This is a genomic window from Methylobacterium sp. D53M (assembly GCF_053345625.1).
Genome location: NZ_JBKFAL010000001.1, coordinates 756,250 through 772,748, shown reverse-complemented (window position 1 = coordinate 772,748; position 16,499 = coordinate 756,250). Strand labels below are relative to the sequence as shown.

The 16,499-nt window shown below is 73.0% G+C and carries 16 protein-coding genes; 11 read left to right on the top strand and 5 right to left on the bottom strand.

Annotated features, from left to right (window positions below):
- Window positions 1-51 precede the first annotated feature (51 nt).
- The 3 genes from ACLBYG_RS03645 to ACLBYG_RS03635 form a co-directional block, all read right to left on the bottom strand.
- Entirely contained in the window at window positions 52-717 is a 666-nt protein-coding gene (locus ACLBYG_RS03645; RefSeq protein ID WP_103985329.1) for an HAD family hydrolase, read from the bottom strand.
- Between the two features lie 154 nt (window positions 718-871).
- Complete coding sequence (locus ACLBYG_RS03640) at window positions 872-1,306, bottom strand: DUF2934 domain-containing protein (RefSeq protein WP_447680616.1); 435 nt, start codon at window positions 1,304-1,306, stop codon at window positions 872-874.
- A gap of 107 nt (window positions 1,307-1,413) precedes the next feature.
- Complete coding sequence (locus tag ACLBYG_RS03635; protein ID WP_056522717.1) at window positions 1,414-1,881, bottom strand: hypothetical protein; 468 nt, start codon at window positions 1,879-1,881, stop codon at window positions 1,414-1,416.
- 190 nt (window positions 1,882-2,071) lie between these two features.
- Here ACLBYG_RS03635 and ACLBYG_RS03630 point away from each other — a divergent pair, with 190 nt between their 5' ends.
- From ACLBYG_RS03630 to ACLBYG_RS03580, 11 genes are all read left to right on the top strand, one after another.
- Window positions 2,072-2,638: a NifU family protein gene (locus ACLBYG_RS03630; protein ID WP_020093462.1), complete on the top strand. Its 567-nt coding sequence runs from the start codon at window positions 2,072-2,074 to the stop codon at window positions 2,636-2,638.
- A 288-nt stretch (window positions 2,639-2,926) separates the two neighbouring features.
- Window positions 2,927-3,601, top strand: a complete 675-nt coding sequence (gene tsaB, locus ACLBYG_RS03625; protein ID WP_026604975.1) for a tRNA (adenosine(37)-N6)-threonylcarbamoyltransferase complex dimerization subunit type 1 TsaB — start codon at window positions 2,927-2,929, stop codon at window positions 3,599-3,601.
- A complete protein-coding gene (locus ACLBYG_RS03620; RefSeq protein ID WP_012317649.1) occupies window positions 3,598-4,113 on the top strand; it encodes a GNAT family N-acetyltransferase in 516 nt (171 codons plus the stop codon). Before tsaB ends, ACLBYG_RS03620 begins: the two co-directional genes overlap by 4 nt.
- Before the next feature lie 4 nt (window positions 4,114-4,117).
- On the top strand, window positions 4,118-4,984 hold the full coding sequence (locus ACLBYG_RS03615; RefSeq protein WP_091977043.1) for a lysophospholipid acyltransferase family protein: 867 nt from the start codon (window positions 4,118-4,120) through the stop codon (window positions 4,982-4,984).
- A 343-nt stretch (window positions 4,985-5,327) separates the two neighbouring features.
- Window positions 5,328-7,064 (top strand): L-lactate permease, encoded by a 1,737-nt coding sequence (locus tag ACLBYG_RS03610; protein ID WP_447680615.1) that lies wholly within the window; start codon window positions 5,328-5,330, stop codon window positions 7,062-7,064.
- 155 nt (window positions 7,065-7,219) lie between these two features.
- Window positions 7,220-8,557: a tRNA (N6-isopentenyl adenosine(37)-C2)-methylthiotransferase MiaB gene (miaB, locus tag ACLBYG_RS03605; protein ID WP_447680614.1), complete on the top strand. Its 1,338-nt coding sequence runs from the start codon at window positions 7,220-7,222 to the stop codon at window positions 8,555-8,557.
- A 37-nt stretch (window positions 8,558-8,594) separates the two neighbouring features.
- On the top strand, window positions 8,595-9,701 hold the full coding sequence (locus tag ACLBYG_RS03600; protein ID WP_447680613.1) for a PhoH family protein: 1,107 nt from the start codon (window positions 8,595-8,597) through the stop codon (window positions 9,699-9,701).
- A 2-nt stretch (window positions 9,702-9,703) separates the two neighbouring features.
- Window positions 9,704-10,183 carry an rRNA maturation RNase YbeY gene (gene ybeY, locus ACLBYG_RS03595; protein ID WP_447680688.1) on the top strand — a complete coding sequence of 160 codons (480 nt, stop codon included), beginning with the start codon at window positions 9,704-9,706 and terminating at the stop codon, window positions 10,181-10,183.
- Window positions 10,184-10,219: 36 nt separating this feature from the next.
- A complete protein-coding gene (locus tag ACLBYG_RS03590) occupies window positions 10,220-11,353 on the top strand; it encodes a hemolysin family protein (RefSeq protein ID WP_447680612.1) in 1,134 nt (377 codons plus the stop codon).
- An 88-nt stretch (window positions 11,354-11,441) separates the two neighbouring features.
- A complete protein-coding gene (gene lnt, locus ACLBYG_RS03585) occupies window positions 11,442-13,073 on the top strand; it encodes an apolipoprotein N-acyltransferase (protein ID WP_447680611.1) in 1,632 nt (543 codons plus the stop codon).
- Window positions 13,070-14,314 (top strand): MFS transporter, encoded by a 1,245-nt coding sequence (locus tag ACLBYG_RS03580; protein ID WP_447680610.1) that lies wholly within the window; start codon window positions 13,070-13,072, stop codon window positions 14,312-14,314. Before lnt ends, ACLBYG_RS03580 begins: the two co-directional genes overlap by 4 nt.
- Here ACLBYG_RS03580 and ACLBYG_RS03575 read toward each other — a convergent pair.
- Together ACLBYG_RS03575 and ACLBYG_RS03570 are read right to left on the bottom strand one after the other, a co-directional pair.
- On the bottom strand, window positions 14,266-14,742 hold the full coding sequence (locus tag ACLBYG_RS03575) for a cupin domain-containing protein (RefSeq protein ID WP_447680609.1): 477 nt from the start codon (window positions 14,740-14,742) through the stop codon (window positions 14,266-14,268). The two genes, ACLBYG_RS03580 and ACLBYG_RS03575, sit on opposite strands and share 49 nt — an antisense overlap.
- Before the next feature lie 85 nt (window positions 14,743-14,827).
- The gene (locus ACLBYG_RS03570; RefSeq protein ID WP_056522549.1) at window positions 14,828-16,417 is read right to left on the bottom strand and encodes a catalase; all 1,590 of its coding nucleotides are present in this window, start codon (window positions 16,415-16,417) and stop codon (window positions 14,828-14,830) included.
- Between the last annotated feature and the right edge of the window lie 82 nt (window positions 16,418-16,499).

The following is a 16,499-nucleotide window of genomic DNA, read 5'->3' as shown; positions in this document are numbered from 1 at the left end:
ATGTGTGGACGACGCCGGACCCGCCGCGGAATCCGCTTGCCGGGCCGGCGCTCAGCCGCCCGCCAGCGGCGACTCCGCGAATCGGTCGAGCAGATCCTCGGGGTCCCGGTAGATCGCCGCGCAGCCGGCCGCCCTCAGGTCCGCCTCCGGAAAGCCGCCGCAGAGGAGGCCGACGGTGCGCAGGCCCGCCTTCGCGGCGGCCTCGGCGTCGTAGGGGGTGTCGCCGACGACGATGATCGCGTCGGGCGGGACGCCGTCGAGCTTCGCCAGGGCGGCCTCGAAGATGTCGGGGTGCGGCTTGGACCGGTCCGCGTCGTCCGAGCTCGTGGCGACGTCGACGAGGTCTCCGATCTCCAGGATCTCGGTGTAGTGCTCGACCTCGGAGCGCTTGCCCGACGAGGCGAGCGCGATCTTCAGCCCGGCGGAGCGGATGTGCTCGAACAGCGGCCGGACACCCGGGAACGGCCGAACCTCGGACAGGTAGCGCCGCTTGAACAGGTCGGAGCGGTAGGCCTCGATGGTCTCGCCCTCCCGCGCGATCCGCTCCTCCGACAGGAAGACCGGCATCAGCTCGTCGCCGCCCTTGCCGATCTGCCGGCGGACTTCGGCGAAGCCGGTTTCCACGCCGAAATGCGCGAAAGCCTCCACCCAGGCGCGGGCATGCAGGTCGACGCTGTCGAGCAGCGTCCCGTCGATGTCGAAGATCACCGCGCGCATCGCAGCCCCGTCGCGGAGCCCTGCGCCCGCATCAGGCCGGACAACCTGCCGGCGCCCGGCCTGTTCCGCGCTGGGCCCACGAACGACGGAAGCCCGCCCCTGCGCGAGGGGCGGGCTCCGGGAAAGGCCGTGGTGGCGCCGCGGCGCCGACCCTTCAGTGCATCGAGGCCGGGGTCCGGGCAGGCTTCGCCTTGGCGGCGAGGCCGGCGGTCACCGCGGCCTTGGAGGCGCGGGCGGGCTTCGGAGCCGCCGGCTTCGCGGCGGCCTTCACGGCCGCGGGCTTGCCAGCGGCGGTCTTCGACGCGGCGGCCTTGGCGGCGGGCTTTGCAGCGGCGGTCTTGGTGGCAGCGGTCTTGGCGACCGGCTTGGCGACCGGCTTGGCGGCGATCTTCACCGGCGCGGCCTTCGCGGCGGCCTCGACGGGCTTGGCGGCCTCGACCGTCGCGGACGCGGCGGCCGCGAGCATCGCGTTCGCGCGCAGCTCGGACTCGGCGCGGATCCAGTGGGCCGCAGCGCGCCCGTGAATCCGGCCCTCGTTCTCCCAGATGTAGTAGGCGCACTCGCGCACGTGGTGCTCGCTGATCAGCATGCGGTCGATCTCCTGTCCGTCCCGGGGACGACGATGGGAGAGCCGGGTTAAGCGTCGGTTAACCCTGCCGCCGGCGACCGGTCGCGGTGCGCGCGCTTCGGGCCGCCCTATTGGGCGATCCCCAGCACCCGCCGCGCCTCGGTCAGCAGCACGGCGTGCCGGGCCGCGCCCGGACCCTGATCCGGCGCCTCGCGGCCGGCCCGGGCGATCAGGTCCTGGAAGCGCCGCCGGTCGAGGGCGCGGTGCCCGATGCTGGCGAGGACCGCGCCCAGGACGATCCGGACCGCCTCGGTGCGCTCGTCGGCCATCGCGGCGGCTTCGGACGCGGCCGCGTTCGCCTGCGCGTCCACCTGCGTCTCGGTCCGCGCGGTCGTGGCCGCCTCCGCGCGGGTCTGCGCCTCCGCGAGCGCCGCGGCGAGGCGCTGCCCCTCCTGCCAGGCCTGGTCGTGCTGATGCGTGCGCAGCGCGAGCAGCACCTTGAGCGAGGCCGCTTCCGCGCGCGCCGCGTCCAGCTTGGCTTGGGCCTCGCGCAGATCCTTCAGCAAGTCCTGCGCGAGGGTCTGGTCCGCGGTCATGTCCACTGCCGGCTCCTCTGGCGTTCGACGGCGTTCGTCCTGTCGCGCCGTCGGCCGAATGTCCACTCTCGCGCGCCGGCGGGACCGGACGACAGGTTGAGAAAATCCGATCGCCGGTCCACATGGGAGGCGGCGCCTCGCGGCGCCTGTCCCGGCCGGCCTTGAACCGGCGCAGCGGAGTATCGCCACCATGTTCATCCAGACCGAAGCCACGCCGAACCCGGCCACCCTGAAGTTCCTGCCCGGCCGCGTCGTGCTGGCGGAATCGACCTTCGAGGCGCGGGACGCCGAGGCCGCCGCCCGCTCGCCCCTGGCAGCGGCGCTGTTCACCGTCCCGGGCGTGGCGGGCGTCTATTTCGGCCACGATTTCATCTCGGTGACCAAGGCCGAGGACGGCTCGGACTGGGCGCAGGTCAAGCCGGCGGTGCTCGGCGCGATCATGGAGCACTTCCAGTCCGGCGCGCCCGTGATGGCCGAGGGCGGCCACGGCGAGATCGAGCCGGGCGACGAGTTCTACGACGAGGCGGACCACGACACCGTCGTGACCATCAAGGACCTGCTCGAGACCCGGGTGCGCCCGGCGGTGGCGGGCGATGGCGGCGACATCACCTTCCGCGGCTACAAGGAGGGCGTGGTCTATCTGGAGATGAAGGGGGCCTGCTCGGGCTGCCCGTCCTCCACGGCGACCCTGCGGCACGGCGTGCAGAACCTGTTCCGGCACTTCCTGCCGGAGATCCGCGAGGTCCAGGCGATCTGAGGATTTGCGCCCGCGCCGCGGTGCGGGCGGCACGCCGGAGGGCCGGAACGGCACTCGGCTGCCCCCCGGCTCCCGCCTTCGCGGCGGAGCCGGGGGCCGGTGCGCCGGACCCGTCCGAGGCCGCGGGCGCGCACCGGCGCAAGCCGGCAACACTCCACCGGTGATCCGCCCGGTGCGGGCACCCCGCCGCTGACGAGGCGGCGGTTTTGCTCTAACGCTGGAGGCTCTTCGCGCCCGTCGCGGCGCAGGGAGGCAACCGTCGGCGCGGACCGGCCTGTGGGAGTGAGCGTGCGTATCCTGGCCATCGACACAGCGCTGGACACCTGCGCCGCCTGCGTCATGGCGGAGGAGTCCGAGGCGCCCCTCGCCGCCGAGTCGCTGCCCATGGCGCGCGGCCACGCGGAATCCCTGCTGCCGCTGATCGAGCGGGTGATCGCCCGGGTCGAGGGCGGATTTGAGGCGATCGACCGGGTCGCCGTGACGGTCGGGCCCGGCAGCTACACCGGGCTGCGGGTCGGCCTGTCGGCGGCCCGCGCCATCGGCCTCTCGACCGGCAAGCCCGTCGTCGGCGTCGGCACCCTCTCGGCGCTCCTCGCGCCGCTCCTGGCCGACACCGTCGCGGGCACGATCGCCGCGGTGATCGACGCCCGCCACGGCGCCGTCTACGTGCAGGCCCTCGGGCCGGGCGACGGCCTCGCGCCCGCGCATCTCGCCGTCGAGGCGGCGGCCGAGCAGCTGGGCGACGGCCCGGTGGTGCTGACCGGTTCCGGCGCGCCGATGCTGGCCGCCGCGCTCGCCGCGCGCGGCGTCGCGGCGCGCGTCGCCCATGTCGGCGGTCCCGATATCGCGGCGGTGGCCTCCCTCGGCCTCGTCGCCGACCCGGCGCAGGCCCTGGCGCGGCCCCTCTACCTGCGGGGGCCGGATGCCCGGCCGCAGGACCACGCGCGGATCGCACGGCGATGACGCGCCCGCTGCCCTTCTGGCCCTTCGACTGGTGGTTCGCGTGGTGGGACGCGCTGACCCCGGAGCCCTACGTCGCGCCGCTCCGCGACGCCGCGCAGGCCCCTGCCCTCGCCCGCCTCCACGCGACCGCCTTCGCGCGGCCCTGGGACGCGCACGAGTTCGAGCGGATGCTCTGCGAGCGCTCGACCCACGCGCACGCCCTCTGGCGCGCGGGCGTGCTCCAGGGCTTCGTGCTCTCGCGCCGGGCCGCCGACGAGGCCGAGATCCTGACGGTCGTGCTGTCCCCGGCTCTGCGCGGCGGCGGCCACAGCCGCAAGCTGCTCCGCGAGCACCTGGCGAGCCTCGCCCTCGACGGCGTCGCCCGGGTGCATCTGGAGGTCGACGAGGGGAACGCCCCCGCCCTGCGGCTCTACGCCCGGCACGGATTCCGGCAGGTCGGTTCGCGCACCGGCTACTATCTCAAGGCCGACGGCAGCCGGGCGACCGCGCTGACGATGAGCGCCGACCTGTGACGCCGTGAGCCGCCTCGGCATCGCCTGGCGCGTCGCGGCCCTCGCCCTCGCCTTCGCGGTGCTGGGACCGCCCCACTGGATCGCCCTGCGGCTCCTCGGCCGCCGCGCGACCCTGGCGCCGATCCTGTTCCACCGCGTCTTCCTGTGGCTGTTCGGGGTGCGGGTCACGCAGAGCGGGACGCCCCCGGCCCCCGGCGAGGCGGCGCTGGTGCTCGCCAACCACGTCTCGTGGCTCGACATCATCGCGGTGGGCTCGCTGCGGCCGCTCTCCTTCGTGGCGAAGTCCGAGATCGCCGGCTGGCCGCTGATCGGCGTCCTCGCGGGGCTCCAGCGGACGATCTACATCGACCGGCAGCGCCGCGGCGCGACCGCGAGCGTCAGCACCGCCATGGGCCACCGCCTGGCCGAGGGGGAGCTGGTCGTCCTGTTCGCGGAGGGGACCACCGGCGACGGGACCCGGCTCCTGCCGTTCCGCTCGTCCCTCGTCGGCGCCGCCCGCGCGGCGCTGCAGGCCGAGGCCGGGCGCGGACGGGTGCGCCTCCAGCCGCTCGCCATCGCCTATCCACGGCGCAACGGCCTGCCGGTCACGCGCGCCGAGCGCGCGGAGATCGCGTGGTACGGCGACATGGAGCTGGTGCCGCACCTCGCGACCTTCGTGCAGGGCGGCCCCATCGACGTGCACGTGGTCTGGGGCGCGCCGATCCCCTTCGAGGCGACCACCGACCGGAAGGTCGCCACCGCGGCCGCCGAAGCCGAGGTGCGCGCGGCCCTGCGGGGCGCCGGCACGGGCGCCGGCACCGCCCCGGCACCCGACGCGCGGCCGGCCGCCCCGGAGATCGGTCTCCAGGGGCCGGAGATCGCGCCGGTTTGAATCCTCGGCGCTGCGCCGGACGCTGCGCCCGCCTCGGGATCCGGAGCCGGCGCGCCCGCGACCCCGGCACCGCGGGAGGCGCGCGCGGCCTGCTTCTCCACGCCTAAGCTCTTGACCGCGAACGGAATCCTGTCTCAGCTCCAGACTTTACGCCTGTTCCGGACGGGTCTGATCCTTTCGAGACCAGCTCGTCGCTGTTCGACCGGGCGGATCCGCCGATCCGCGCGAGAGAAAGCCGGTGGAATCACCGTCAGAATACATGATTCAACGCATTGAGCGGCCGGAACACGTCTGCTAGCTAGGCCGCAATCCGGAACAGACGGAAATTATTGGAGGACGCCCGGTGCAAACCTGGAACCAGGTTTACGACCCGTTCGGGAGCCCGTGGCTCTCGACGCTCGCCGCTTCAGTGCCGGTCATCGCACTGCTCGCCATGATCGCCAGCGGGCGCGTGAAGGCCCATATCGCGGCCGTCATCGCCCTCGGCCTCGCCATGCTGGTGGCCATCGTCGGCTTCGGCATGCCGACCGATCTCGCCACCCGCGCCGCCATCCTCGGGATGGTCACGGGCTTCTTCCCGATCGGCTGGATCATCCTCAACGTCATCTTCCTCTACCGGCTCACGGTGGAGAAGGGCTGGTTCGCGATCCTGCAGCAGTCCGTGGCCGGCATCACGGCCGACCGGCGGTTGCAGCTGCTCCTGGTGGCCTTCGCGTTCGGCGCCTTCTTCGAGGGCGCGGGCGGCTTCGGCACGCCGGTCGCCGTCACGGGCGCGATCCTGATCGGCCTCGGCTTCTCGCCGCTCGCCGCGTCCGGCCTGTCGCTGATCGCCAACACCGCGCCGGTGGCCTTCGGGGCGCTCGGCGCGCCCATCCAGGGCCTCGCCTCGGTGACCGGATACCCGCCCGAGATCCTCGGCGCGATGATCGGCCGGCAGCTGCCGCTGTTCTCGCTGATCGTGCCGTTCTGGCTGATCTGGGTGTTCGCGGGCTTCCGCGGCATGATCCGGGTGTGGCCGCCGATCCTGGTCTGCGGCGCCTCCTTCGCGGTCGCGCAGTTCCTGATCTCGAACTACGTCAACCCGTGGATCGTCGATATCGGCGCCTCGCTCGCCTCGATGCTCGCGCTGGTGCTGTTCCTGAAGGTCTGGCAGCCCAAGGAGATCTGGTCGTCGCCGGCTCTGCGCGGCCACGATCCGTCGCTCGCCGTCGCCGGTCCGCGGCCCGTGGCGCTCGGCGCCGGCGTGCCCGGCACGCCCCCGGTCCATACCGGCGCCCGCACCGCCTCGCAGGGCGAGATCCTGATGGCCTGGGTCCCGTGGATCGTCCTCTCGGTCATCGTCGCGGTCTGGGGGACCGGCTGGTTCAAGGGCATCGTCAACCCGCTCTTCACCTGGAAATACGAGGTGCCGGGCCTGCACAACGTGATCATGAAGGTGCCGCCGGTGGTGGCCAAGCCGGTGCCGGAGGGCGCGGTCTTCCTGTTCACCTACATGTCGTACACCGGCACCGGCGTGCTGATCGCGGCGATCATCTCCGGCCTGATCATGCGGTTCTCGCCGCTGCGCCTCGTCACCGCCTACTTCGAGACCATCTGGGCCCTGCGCTACTCGCTCATCACCATCGCGGCGATGCTCGCGCTCGGCGTCCTCACCCGCTACGCGGGCGTCGACGCCACGCTCGGCCTCGCCTTCGCGGGCACCGGCATCCTCTACCCGTTCTTCGGGACGCTGCTCGGCTGGCTCGGCGTGGCGCTCACGGGTTCGGACACGGCCTCGAACGTGCTGTTCGGCGGCCTCCAGAGGATCACCTCCGAGCAGCTCGGCCTCTCGGGCGTGCTGATGGCGGCGGCGAACTCGTCGGGCGGCGTGATGGGCAAGATGGTCGACGCCCAGTCGATCGTCGTCGCCTCCACGGCCACCGGCTATTTCGGCCAGGAAGGCAAGATCCTGCGCTTCGTGTTCTGGCACTCGATCGCGCTGGCCTGCCTCGTCGGCCTGTTCGTGATGCTGCAGGCCTACGTGCCGTTCTTCCAGCAGATGGTCATCGACCTGCCCGCGGCGGCGCCGGCCGCCCACTGAGGCCGGTTCGACCGCGACAGCCTCTGACCGGCCGCCCTCGGGCGGCCGGTCGCGTTTCGGGCGCCGCGACGGACCCCGCGATCCGTGCTACAGGCCGCGTGCCGGGCCCCGCGGGGCGGGTGCAAGGATCATCGGACGGTTCGGGACGGCGCGCGTTGAAGAAGGCTTTCGTCAAATCCTACGGTTGCCAGATGAACGCCTACGACGCGGCCCGCATGGCCGACGTCCTCGGCGCCGAGGGCTACACGGCGACCGACACGGTCGAGGACGCGGACGTCGTCGTCCTCAACACCTGCCACATCCGCGAGAAGGCCGCCGAGAAGGTCTATTCCGAACTCGGCCGCCTGCGCGTGCTCAAGGGTGAGCGGAAGGCGCAGGGCCTCGACACGCGCATCGTGGTCGCGGGCTGCGTCGCCCAGGCCGAGGGCGCCGAGATCCAGGCGCGCCAGCCCGCCGTCGACGTGGTCGTCGGCCCGCAGAGCTATCACCGGCTGCCGGACCTGCTGGCGCGCTCCCGCGAGCGCCGCGTCGTCGACACCGAGTTCCCGGTCGAGGACAAGTTCGACCACCTGCCCCGCCGGCGGACCCTCGGGACGTCGGCCTTCCTCACCGTGCAGGAGGGCTGCGACAAGTTCTGCGCCTTCTGCGTGGTGCCCTACACGCGGGGCGCGGAGGTCTCGCGCTCCGTGGCGGCGGTGCTCGCCGAGGCCGAGAAGCTCGCCGACGGGGGCGTCCGCGAGATCACGCTGATCGGGCAGAACGTCAACGCCTATCACGGCGACGGCCCCGACGGCGCGCCCGCGGGCCTCGCCGACCTGGTGCGCGCGGTGGCGAAGATCCCCGGCATCGCGCGGATCCGCTACACGACGAGCCACCCGAACGACTTCGACGACGCCCTGATCCGGGCGCACGCCGAGGTGCCGGCCCTGATGCCCTACCTGCACCTCCCGGTGCAGTCGGGCTCCGACCGGATCCTCGCCGCGATGAACCGCAAGCATACCGGCGACCAGTACCGCCGGCTGATGGACCGGATCCGCGCGGCGCGGCCCGACATCGCCCTGTCCTCCGACTTCATCGTCGGCTTCCCCGGCGAGACCGACGCGGACTTCGCCGAGACCCTGCGGCTCGTGCGCGACGTCGGCTTCGAGAGCGCCTTCTCGTTCAAGTACAGCCCGCGCCCCGGCACGCCGGCCGCCGACCGCACCGATCAGGTGCCGGAGGCCGTGATGGCGGCCCGGCTCGCCGAGCTGCAGGCGCTCCTCGACGGCCAGCGCCACGCCTATCAGCGGGCGGCCGTCGGCCGGGTCGTCGACGTTCTGGTCGAGAAGCCCGGGCGGCATCCCGGTCAGGTCGCGGGCAAGACGCCGCACCTGCTGGCCGTCCAGTTCAACGCCGCGCCTCACCATATCGGACAGGTCGTGCCCGTGCGGATCACCGAGGCAGGGTCCAACAGCCTGTTCGGAGAGCTCGTCTCCGCGGCTGCGGCGGCGTGAGGAGCGGAGCGGTCGGGATGATGGCGAGGATGGCGGCTTGAGCGCGTCGGACGGTGCGGGCGCGCGCGGCGCGCTCAAGGGGCGCGGCCCGGCGGCGCGGCCGGCCGGATCGGACGAGGCGGTCGAGGTGCCGCTGACCTTCGACGACAACCGCCTCGCGAGCCTCGTCTTCGGCCAGTACGACCAGAACGTCGCCCATATCGAGCGCCGGCTGGAGGTCACCGCCACCGCGCTCGGCAACCACCTCGTCATCAAGGGGCCGGCCGACGCCGCCGAGACGGCGCGGCGGGTGTTCCAGAAGCTCTACGCCCGGGTGCGGACCGGCGGCAGCACGCTGACCCTCGGCGACGTGGACGGCGCCATCCGCGAGGCCACCGCGCAGGCGACCCTGTTCCCGGCCGAGGTCATCGCGGCCGAGGCCGACAGGCCGCATTTCGAGCAGATCGCCACCCGCAAGCGCGGGGCCGTGCGGGCGCGCAACCCGGCGCAGGACGCCTACATCAAGCTCCTGCGCACCAACGAGCTGGTCTTCGCCGAGGGCCCGGCCGGGACCGGCAAGACCTGGCTCGCCGTCGGCCACGCCGTGTCGCTCCTGGAGCAGGGCCATGCCGAGCGGCTGATCCTGTCCAGGCCCGCGGTCGAGGCCGGCGAGCGCCTGGGCTTCCTGCCAGGCGACATGCGCGAGAAGGTCGACCCCTACCTCCGCCCGATCTACGACGCCCTGTACGACTTCATGGAGGCCCGCCACGTCGACCGCGGCCTCCAGACCGGCCAGATCGAGATCGCGCCGCTCGCCTTCATGCGCGGCCGAACCCTCACCAACGCGGTGGTGCTGCTCGACGAGGCGCAGAACACCACCTCCATGCAGATGAAGATGTTCCTCACTCGCCTGGGCGAGGGCTCGCGCATGATCATCACCGGCGATCCGAGCCAGATCGACCTGCCGCCGGGCCAGAAATCCGGGCTCGTGGAAGCGGTCAGCGTGCTGGAGGGCGTCGAGGGGATCGGGCACGTGCGGTTCAAGGACGTCGACGTGGTCCGCCACGACCTCGTCCGCCGGATCGTGACCGCCTACGAGAGCGCCGCCCACGGCAGCGCGGAGGCCGACCGCAACCCGAATCCCCGCCGCCGGCCGCTGGCGTGACCGTGCCCCACGAGATCGACCTCGCCGTCGAGGACGCGCGCTGGGAGGCGGCGGTCCCGGACCTCGAGGCCCTCGTCACCCGCGCCGTTGAGGCCGGACTCGCCGTCGCCCCCGAGAGGCCGGACGGGTCCGTCGAGGTCAGCGTCCTGCTGACGGACGATGCCGCCGTCCAGGAACTCAACAGGACCTGGCGCGGCAAGGACAAGCCCACCAACGTCCTGTCCTTCCCGGCCGCCCCGCAGCCGCGGCATGCCGGCACCGCCGCGCCCCTCGGCGACGTGGTCCTTGCGTACGAGACCCTGGTGCGCGAGAGTGCGGAGCAGTCGAAGCCGCTCCAGAATCACCTCGCCCACCTCCTCGTCCATGGCACCCTGCATTGTCTCGGTCAGGACCACGAGATCGGCGAGGCCGAGGCCGATGCCATGGAAGCCCTCGAGGTCGCGGCACTCGCGACCCTCGGCATCCCGGATCCCTATGCCTGAGCGCGCGACGTCCGAGCGACCCCAGACCCGAGAGACATGAGCAACGATCGAAGTCGCGGCGCGGCCCTGGCCGCGCCCAGTTCCACCGAGGGCGAGTCCCAGCACCGGGAGCCCTGGTACGACCGCCTGCTCCAGGCGCTCCATCTCAAGCCGCGCGATTCGCTGCGCGAGGGTCTTGAGGAGGCGCTGGCGGAGCCGGACGCCGGCGAGAGCGGCCTCACCCCGCTCGAGCGCGTCATGCTCAAGAACGTCCTCGGCCTGCACAAGGTGCGCGTCGACGACGTGATGGTCCCCCGGGCCGACATCGTCGCCGTCTCGAACGACACGAGCCTCGGCGAGTTGCTCAAGCTGTTCCGCACGGCCGGCCATTCCCGGCTGCCGGTCTACGGCGAGACCCTCGACGATCCCCGCGGCATGGTCCACATCCGCGACCTCGTCGACCACATCGCCGCCAAGGCCGAGCCGGCCCGGCGCAGCGCGCCCGCCGTCGCGAAGCCCGCCGAACTCGCGGTCGACGGCGCGGCGGACACGCCGCCCGCGCCGCGCCCGCGCCGGCCCGCGGCGCGCCTGCCGCGCGGCCTGGACCTCGGCAAGGTCGATCTCACGACCACGCTCGCGGCGGCGCGCATCCAGCGGCCGGTCCTGTTCGTGCCGCCCTCCATGCCGGCGATCGACCTGCTGGTGCGGATGCAGGCGACCCGCACCCACATGGCGCTGGTCATCGACGAGTACGGCGGCACCGACGGGCTGATCTCCATCGAGGACCTGATCGAGGTCGTGGTCGGCGACATCGAGGACGAGCACGACGTGGCCGAGGACAAGCACGTCCAGCGCGTCGAGGGTGAGGGCGAGGTCTTCGTGGCCGACGCGCGCACGCCGCTGGCCGAGGTCTCCGAGGTGACGGGCGTCGACCTCGTCGCGGCCGTCGGAGAGATGGCCGAGGAGATCGACACGCTGGGCGGCATGATCGTAACCCTGGCGGGCCGCGTGCCCTCGCGCGGCGAGCTGATCGCCGGCCCCGGCGACCTCGAGTTCGAGGTGCTCGACGCCGATCCGCGCCGCCTGAAGCGGCTCCGGTTCCACAAGGGCGCGGCGCGCATCGGCAATGTCGTGCCGCTCGCCCTGCCGCCGCCCGCGAACGCCCCGGTCGCCGAGACGCCGCACCCGTGACGGTCGCGGCGTGACGGGTCTGGTGGACGGTTTCGCCCGGTCGCCCGCGGCGGCCGGCGCACCGATGCGCGGGCCGATCCCGGGTCCCATGTCCGATCCGGAGCGGGCGCGCGTCCCCGGCGCGGTGCTGGCGATCGCGCGCCTGACCGGCTGGCGCCGGCTCGGGCTGGCGTGGCTCGCCGGCGCCCTGGGCGCGCTGGCGATGCCGCCCTACGGGCTCCTCCCGGCCCTCGCGGTCTCCCTGACGATCGCGGTCTGGCTGCAGGACGGGGCTGCGGCCGGTCGGACGACACTCCGGCGATTCGCGCCGTGCTTCCTCATCGGCTGGGCCTGGGGCTTCGGCTATCTCACTGCCGGGCTCTGGTGGCTGGGCCAGGCCTTCCTGGTCGAGGCCGACGAGTTCCTCTGGGCCCTGCCGCTGGGCGTGATCGGCCTGCCCTTCGTCCTCGGCCTGTTCTACGGCGCCGGTTTCGGCGCCGCGGGCCTGCTCTGGGGCCGCGGCGCGGCGCGGATCGCCGCCCTGGCCTTCGGGCTCGGCGCGGCCGACTGGCTGCGCGGCCACCTGTTCACGGGGTTCCCCTGGAACACCCTCGGGATGGCGCTGGCCCAGAACCTCTGGCTGATGCAGGGGGCGGCGGCGATCGGGCTCTACGGCCTGTGCATCCTGGCCGCGCTGGTCTGCGCGGCGCCCGCGACGCTCGCCACCGGCGCGAATCCGCGCGCCCGGTTCGGGCCGAGCGTCGCCGCCGCGATCGTCCTCGCCGGCCTGGCGCTCTACGGGGCCGAGCGGCTCGGTCCGCCCGACCCGGTGGTCACGGGTGTCCGGCTGCGGCTCGTCCAGCCCAACCTGCCCCAGGACGCCAAGTTCAGGCCCGAGAACCGGGCCGACATCGTCGACCGCTACATCGAGCTGAGCCAGCGCCCGACGGAGACCGGCGCGCCGGAACCGACCCACATCGTCTGGCCGGAATCGGCCTTCCCGTTCCTGATCCAGCGCGACCCCGACGCCCTGGCCAAGGTGGCGGCCGGCCTCAAGCCCGGGCAGCACCTGATCACCGGGGCGGCCCGCGCCGAGGAGCCGCTGCCGGGCGAGCGCCTGCGCTTCTACAACGCCGTCCTGGTGATCGGCCCGGACGGCCGGATCTCCGACAGCTACGACAAGGTCCACCTCGTCCCGTTCGGGGAGTATCTCCCCGCGCCCCTCGACGCCGCCCTGCGGGCCGTGGGGCTGCGCCAGTTCGTGGCGATCCCCGGCGGGTTCTCGGCCGGGACGCTCGCCGGGCAGCGGATCCTGACGGTGCCGGGCCTGCCGCCGGTCGCGGCGACCATCTGCTACGAGGCGATCTTCCCGGGCGCGATCCTGCCCGCCGGGCACGCCGCGCCGTCCCCGCAGCCGCCGGGGCTGATCCTGAACGTCACCAACGACGCGTGGTTCGGCGACACGCCGGGGCCGCGCCAGCACCTCGCCCAGGCGCGCCTGCGCGCCGTCGAGGAGGGGCTGCCGCTCGTGCGCGACGCCAATACCGGGATCTCCGCGGTGATCGACCCGCACGGCCGCGTCGTCGCCCGCACCGCGCTCGACACCGAGACCTGGCTCGACGCCGACCTGCCCGCCCGCATCGTCGGCGGCACGCTCTACGGCCAGTTCGGCGACGCCGCCTTCGCGCTGATGCTGGCCGCCTGCCTGGGCGGGGCCGTGATCGCGCGGCGGCGCCCGTGAGCGCGGACCGGGCGACCGCCAACCGGTTCCTGCTCGGCCTCGCGCTGATGCTGGTCGCGTTCAACCTGCGCCCGGCGCTGAGCACGGTCGGCCCGCTGCTGGCGACGATCCGGGACGGCACGGGGCTCGGCGCCGGCGGCGCCGCCATCCTCACGACGCTGCCGGTCATGTGCCTCGGCATCGCCTGCGCGCTGGCCGCGCCGCTGATCCGCCGGATCGGGCCCGACCTCGCGGTGCTCGCCGGCTCGACCATCCTCGTCGCCGGCCTGACGCTCCGCGGTCTCGGCGGCCTCGTGCCGCTCTTCGCCGGGACGGCGCTGGCGGCCATCGGGATCGGGATCGACAACGTCCTGCTGCCGGCGCTGGTGAAGCGCGATTTCGCCGGCAACGGTGGCCTGATGACCGGCCTCTACACCATGACCCTGTGCCTCGGCGCGGCCGCGGGCGCCGGCGCCTCGGTGCCGGTGGAGCACGCCCTCGGGGGCGGCTGGCCCTCCGCCCTGGCGATCTGGTCGCTGCCCGCGCTGGTGGCGGCCTTCGTGTGGATCCCGTTCGCCCGCCGGACCGCCTCGACCGCCGCGCCCTCGGCCGGGCGGCTGCTCCGCAACCCGCTCGCGTGGTGGGTGACGGGCTTCATGGGCCTGCAATCGTCGCTCGCCTACATCCTGTTCGGCTGGCTGCCGCTGCTGCTGCAGGGCCGCGGGCTGACGCCGCTGAATGCCGGGCTCTACGCCTCGCTGGCGACGCTGGTGCAGGCGCCGGGCGCTCTGCTCGTTGCCATGCTGGCGGCCCGCGCCCGCGACCAGCGCGCCTGGATCGTCGTGATTCCCGGCCTGACGGCCGCCGCCTTCGTGGTCCTCGCCTTCGGGGCGGATTCTCTGCGGATCCCCGCCGCCTGCGCGCTGGGCTTCGGGATCGGCGGCTGCTTCGGGCTGGGCCTGACCCTGATCGTGCTGCGCGCCGCGGACGCGGCGAGCGCCGCCGGCCTCTCTGCCATGGCGCAGGGCATCGGCTACACCTGCGCCGCGCTGGGGCCGCTGGTCTTCGGTCTCGCCCACGAGGCGACCGGCGGCTGGGCCGTGCCGGGCGCCCTGTTCGTCGGCATCACCGTCGCGGCGATCCTGATCGGGCTGGCCGCCGGACGCGACCGGAAGGTCAGCGCGGCCGAACCCGAGCCGCGGGATCCGGCCGCTCAGCCGCTCACCGAACTCCAGCCGGCGAACCCGGCCAGCGGTTCCTGATCGTAGCGGGCCATCAGGTCGGTCATCGCGGCGGCGTCGCCGAGCCGCCCCTCCGCGGCGAGGCGGGCCAGACCCTCGAAGAAGCCCTCGCGGCCGAGCGCCGGCGCGAAGCTCAGCGTGAACCGCACCGGGCGGTCGCCACGATTGGCGAAGGCGTGCGCGACGCCGGGCGGGATGAGCGCGAAATCGCCGGGTCCCAGGTCGTGGTCCGCACCGTCGACGTGGAGGGCGAGCCGGCCCGCCTCGACCGAGAAGGTCTCGGTCAGCCGGGCGTGGCGATGCAGTCCCGCGCCCGGCGTCCGGGGATCCATCGCGACGCGGTAGATGCCGAGGCCGTCGCCGGTCTCGTCGCTGCGCGCGAGATAGGAGACCCGCATGCCGCCGATGACGGCGTTCGGGCCGGGCCCGCGGTGCACGACACTCGCCATCTTCGCCCCCGTCCGTTCCGCAAACGAGAACCCCGCGCGGCCGGGTGACCGCGCGGGGCTGTGTCGATGAGCGCGCGCGCGAGGCTTACTCGGCGGCGACCCGGTGGGCCTGCGAGCCGTCGGTCAGGGTCTCGGACTGCAGGCGCTTGCCCGGGGCGGCGCGACCCGGCAGCGGCGGCAGGGCCTTGGCCTTCTCCAGATCGATCCCGGCGCCCTCGGCGACGCGGCGGCCGTAATCCTCGTCGGCGTGCCAGAAGTGCCAGACCATCCGCAGCTGGATCGGCTCGGGGCACTGCTTCATGTCGGCCACGAGGTTGGCGATCAGGTCGTCGCGCTCCCAATCCTGGAACGACCGGTACCGGACGCCGGCCTGGGTGTAGTCGTCCTCGGTGCGTGAGGTCTGGTAGCGGCCGAGGCGGCCCTCCACCGGCTGGTGGTAGTCCTTGGCGGGCTTCGGCGCCTCGCGCAGGCCCTCGGCCAGCGTCGACGGCTCGTAGTTGATGTGCTTGTTCGGGCCGGTGCCGTCGACCGTGTAGGCCATCTGACCGTCGCGCTGGTTCGAGTAGACCTTCACGCCGGGCTGCGGCGCGTTGATCGGCAGCTGGAGGTAGTTGGCGCCGACGCGGTAGCGCTGCGTGTCCGAGTAGGACAGCGTCCGCCCCTGCAGCATCTTGTCGTCCGAGAAGTCGATGCCGTCGACCAGCACGCCGGTGCCGAAGGCCGACTGCTCGACCTCGGCGAAGAAGTTGTCCGGCACGCGGTCGAGCACCATGCGGCCCACCGGCAGCAGCGGGAACTGGTCGACCGGCCACAGCTTCGTGTCGTCCAGCGGGTCGAACGACAGGTGGTCGTTCGGGCCGTCCGGCATGATCTGGACGCAGAATTCCCACTCGGGGAAATTCCCGGCCTTGATGTTGTCGTACAGGTCGCGGGTCGCGTGGCCGACATCCTTGGCCTGGATCTCGGAGGCTTGGCTCGAGGTCAGGTTGCGCACGCCCTGCTTCGGCTCCCAGTGGAACTTGCAGAGCACGGCCTCACCCTGGTCGTTGACGAGCTTGTAGGTGTTGACGCCCGAGCCTTCCATCTCGCGGTAATTGGCCGGGATGCCCCAGGGCGACTTCAGGTGCGTCACCATGTGGATCGACTCGGGGTGCTGGGCCACGAAGTCGAAGAAGCGCCACGCCTCCTGCCGGTTCGTCACCGGGTCCGGCTTGAACGCGTGGATCATGTCGGGGAACTTGATCGCGTCGCGGATGAAGAAGACCTTGAGGTTGTTGCCCACGAGGTCCCAGTTGCCGTCGACGGTCTTGAACTTGACCGCGAAGCCGCGCGGATCGCGCTCGGTCTCCGGGCTCTCCTTGGCGCCGGCGACCGTCGAGAAGCGCACGAACATCGGCGTCTTCACGCCGGTCTCGTTCAGCACGCGGGCGCGGGTGTACTTGGAGGCCGGCTCGTCGCCGATCTTGCCGTAGGCCTCGAACCAGCCGTGGGCGCCGGCGCCGCGGGCGTGGACGACGCGCTCCGGGATCCGCTCGCGGTCGAAGTGCGTGATCTTCTCGATGAACTGGTAGTTCTCGAGCGTGGCCGGGCCCCGCTCACCGACCGTGCGGGTGCTCTGGTTGTCGCGGACCGGATGGCCCTGGCGGGTGGTCAGGATCGGGCGTTGATCGCTCATGCGTACCGTCTCTCCGTACTGCGAAGGCTCTCGGTGGACAGCGGAGTCAGCCTGGAACCGTTCTGGTGAAGGGTTATGACCG

Coding starts and splice junctions, on each gene's coding strand:
- ACLBYG_RS03620 (WP_012317649.1), top strand. CDS start 3,598: ATGACGCGCCCGCTGCCCTTCTGGCCCTTCGACTGGTGGTTCGCGTGG.
- ACLBYG_RS03645 (WP_103985329.1), bottom strand. CDS start 717: ATGCGCGCGGTGATCTTCGACATCGACGGGACGCTGCTCGACAGCGTC.
- ACLBYG_RS03590 (WP_447680612.1), top strand. CDS start 10,220: ATGAGCAACGATCGAAGTCGCGGCGCGGCCCTGGCCGCGCCCAGTTCC.
- ACLBYG_RS03635 (WP_056522717.1), bottom strand. CDS start 1,881: ATGACCGCGGACCAGACCCTCGCGCAGGACTTGCTGAAGGATCTGCGC.
- ACLBYG_RS03640 (WP_447680616.1), bottom strand. CDS start 1,306: ATGCTGATCAGCGAGCACCACGTGCGCGAGTGCGCCTACTACATCTGG.
- lnt (WP_447680611.1), top strand. CDS start 11,442: ATGTCCGATCCGGAGCGGGCGCGCGTCCCCGGCGCGGTGCTGGCGATC.
- ACLBYG_RS03570 (WP_056522549.1), bottom strand. CDS start 16,417: ATGAGCGATCAACGCCCGATCCTGACCACCCGCCAGGGCCATCCGGTC.
- ACLBYG_RS03630 (WP_020093462.1), top strand. CDS start 2,072: ATGTTCATCCAGACCGAAGCCACGCCGAACCCGGCCACCCTGAAGTTC.
- ACLBYG_RS03575 (WP_447680609.1), bottom strand. CDS start 14,742: ATGGCGAGTGTCGTGCACCGCGGGCCCGGCCCGAACGCCGTCATCGGC.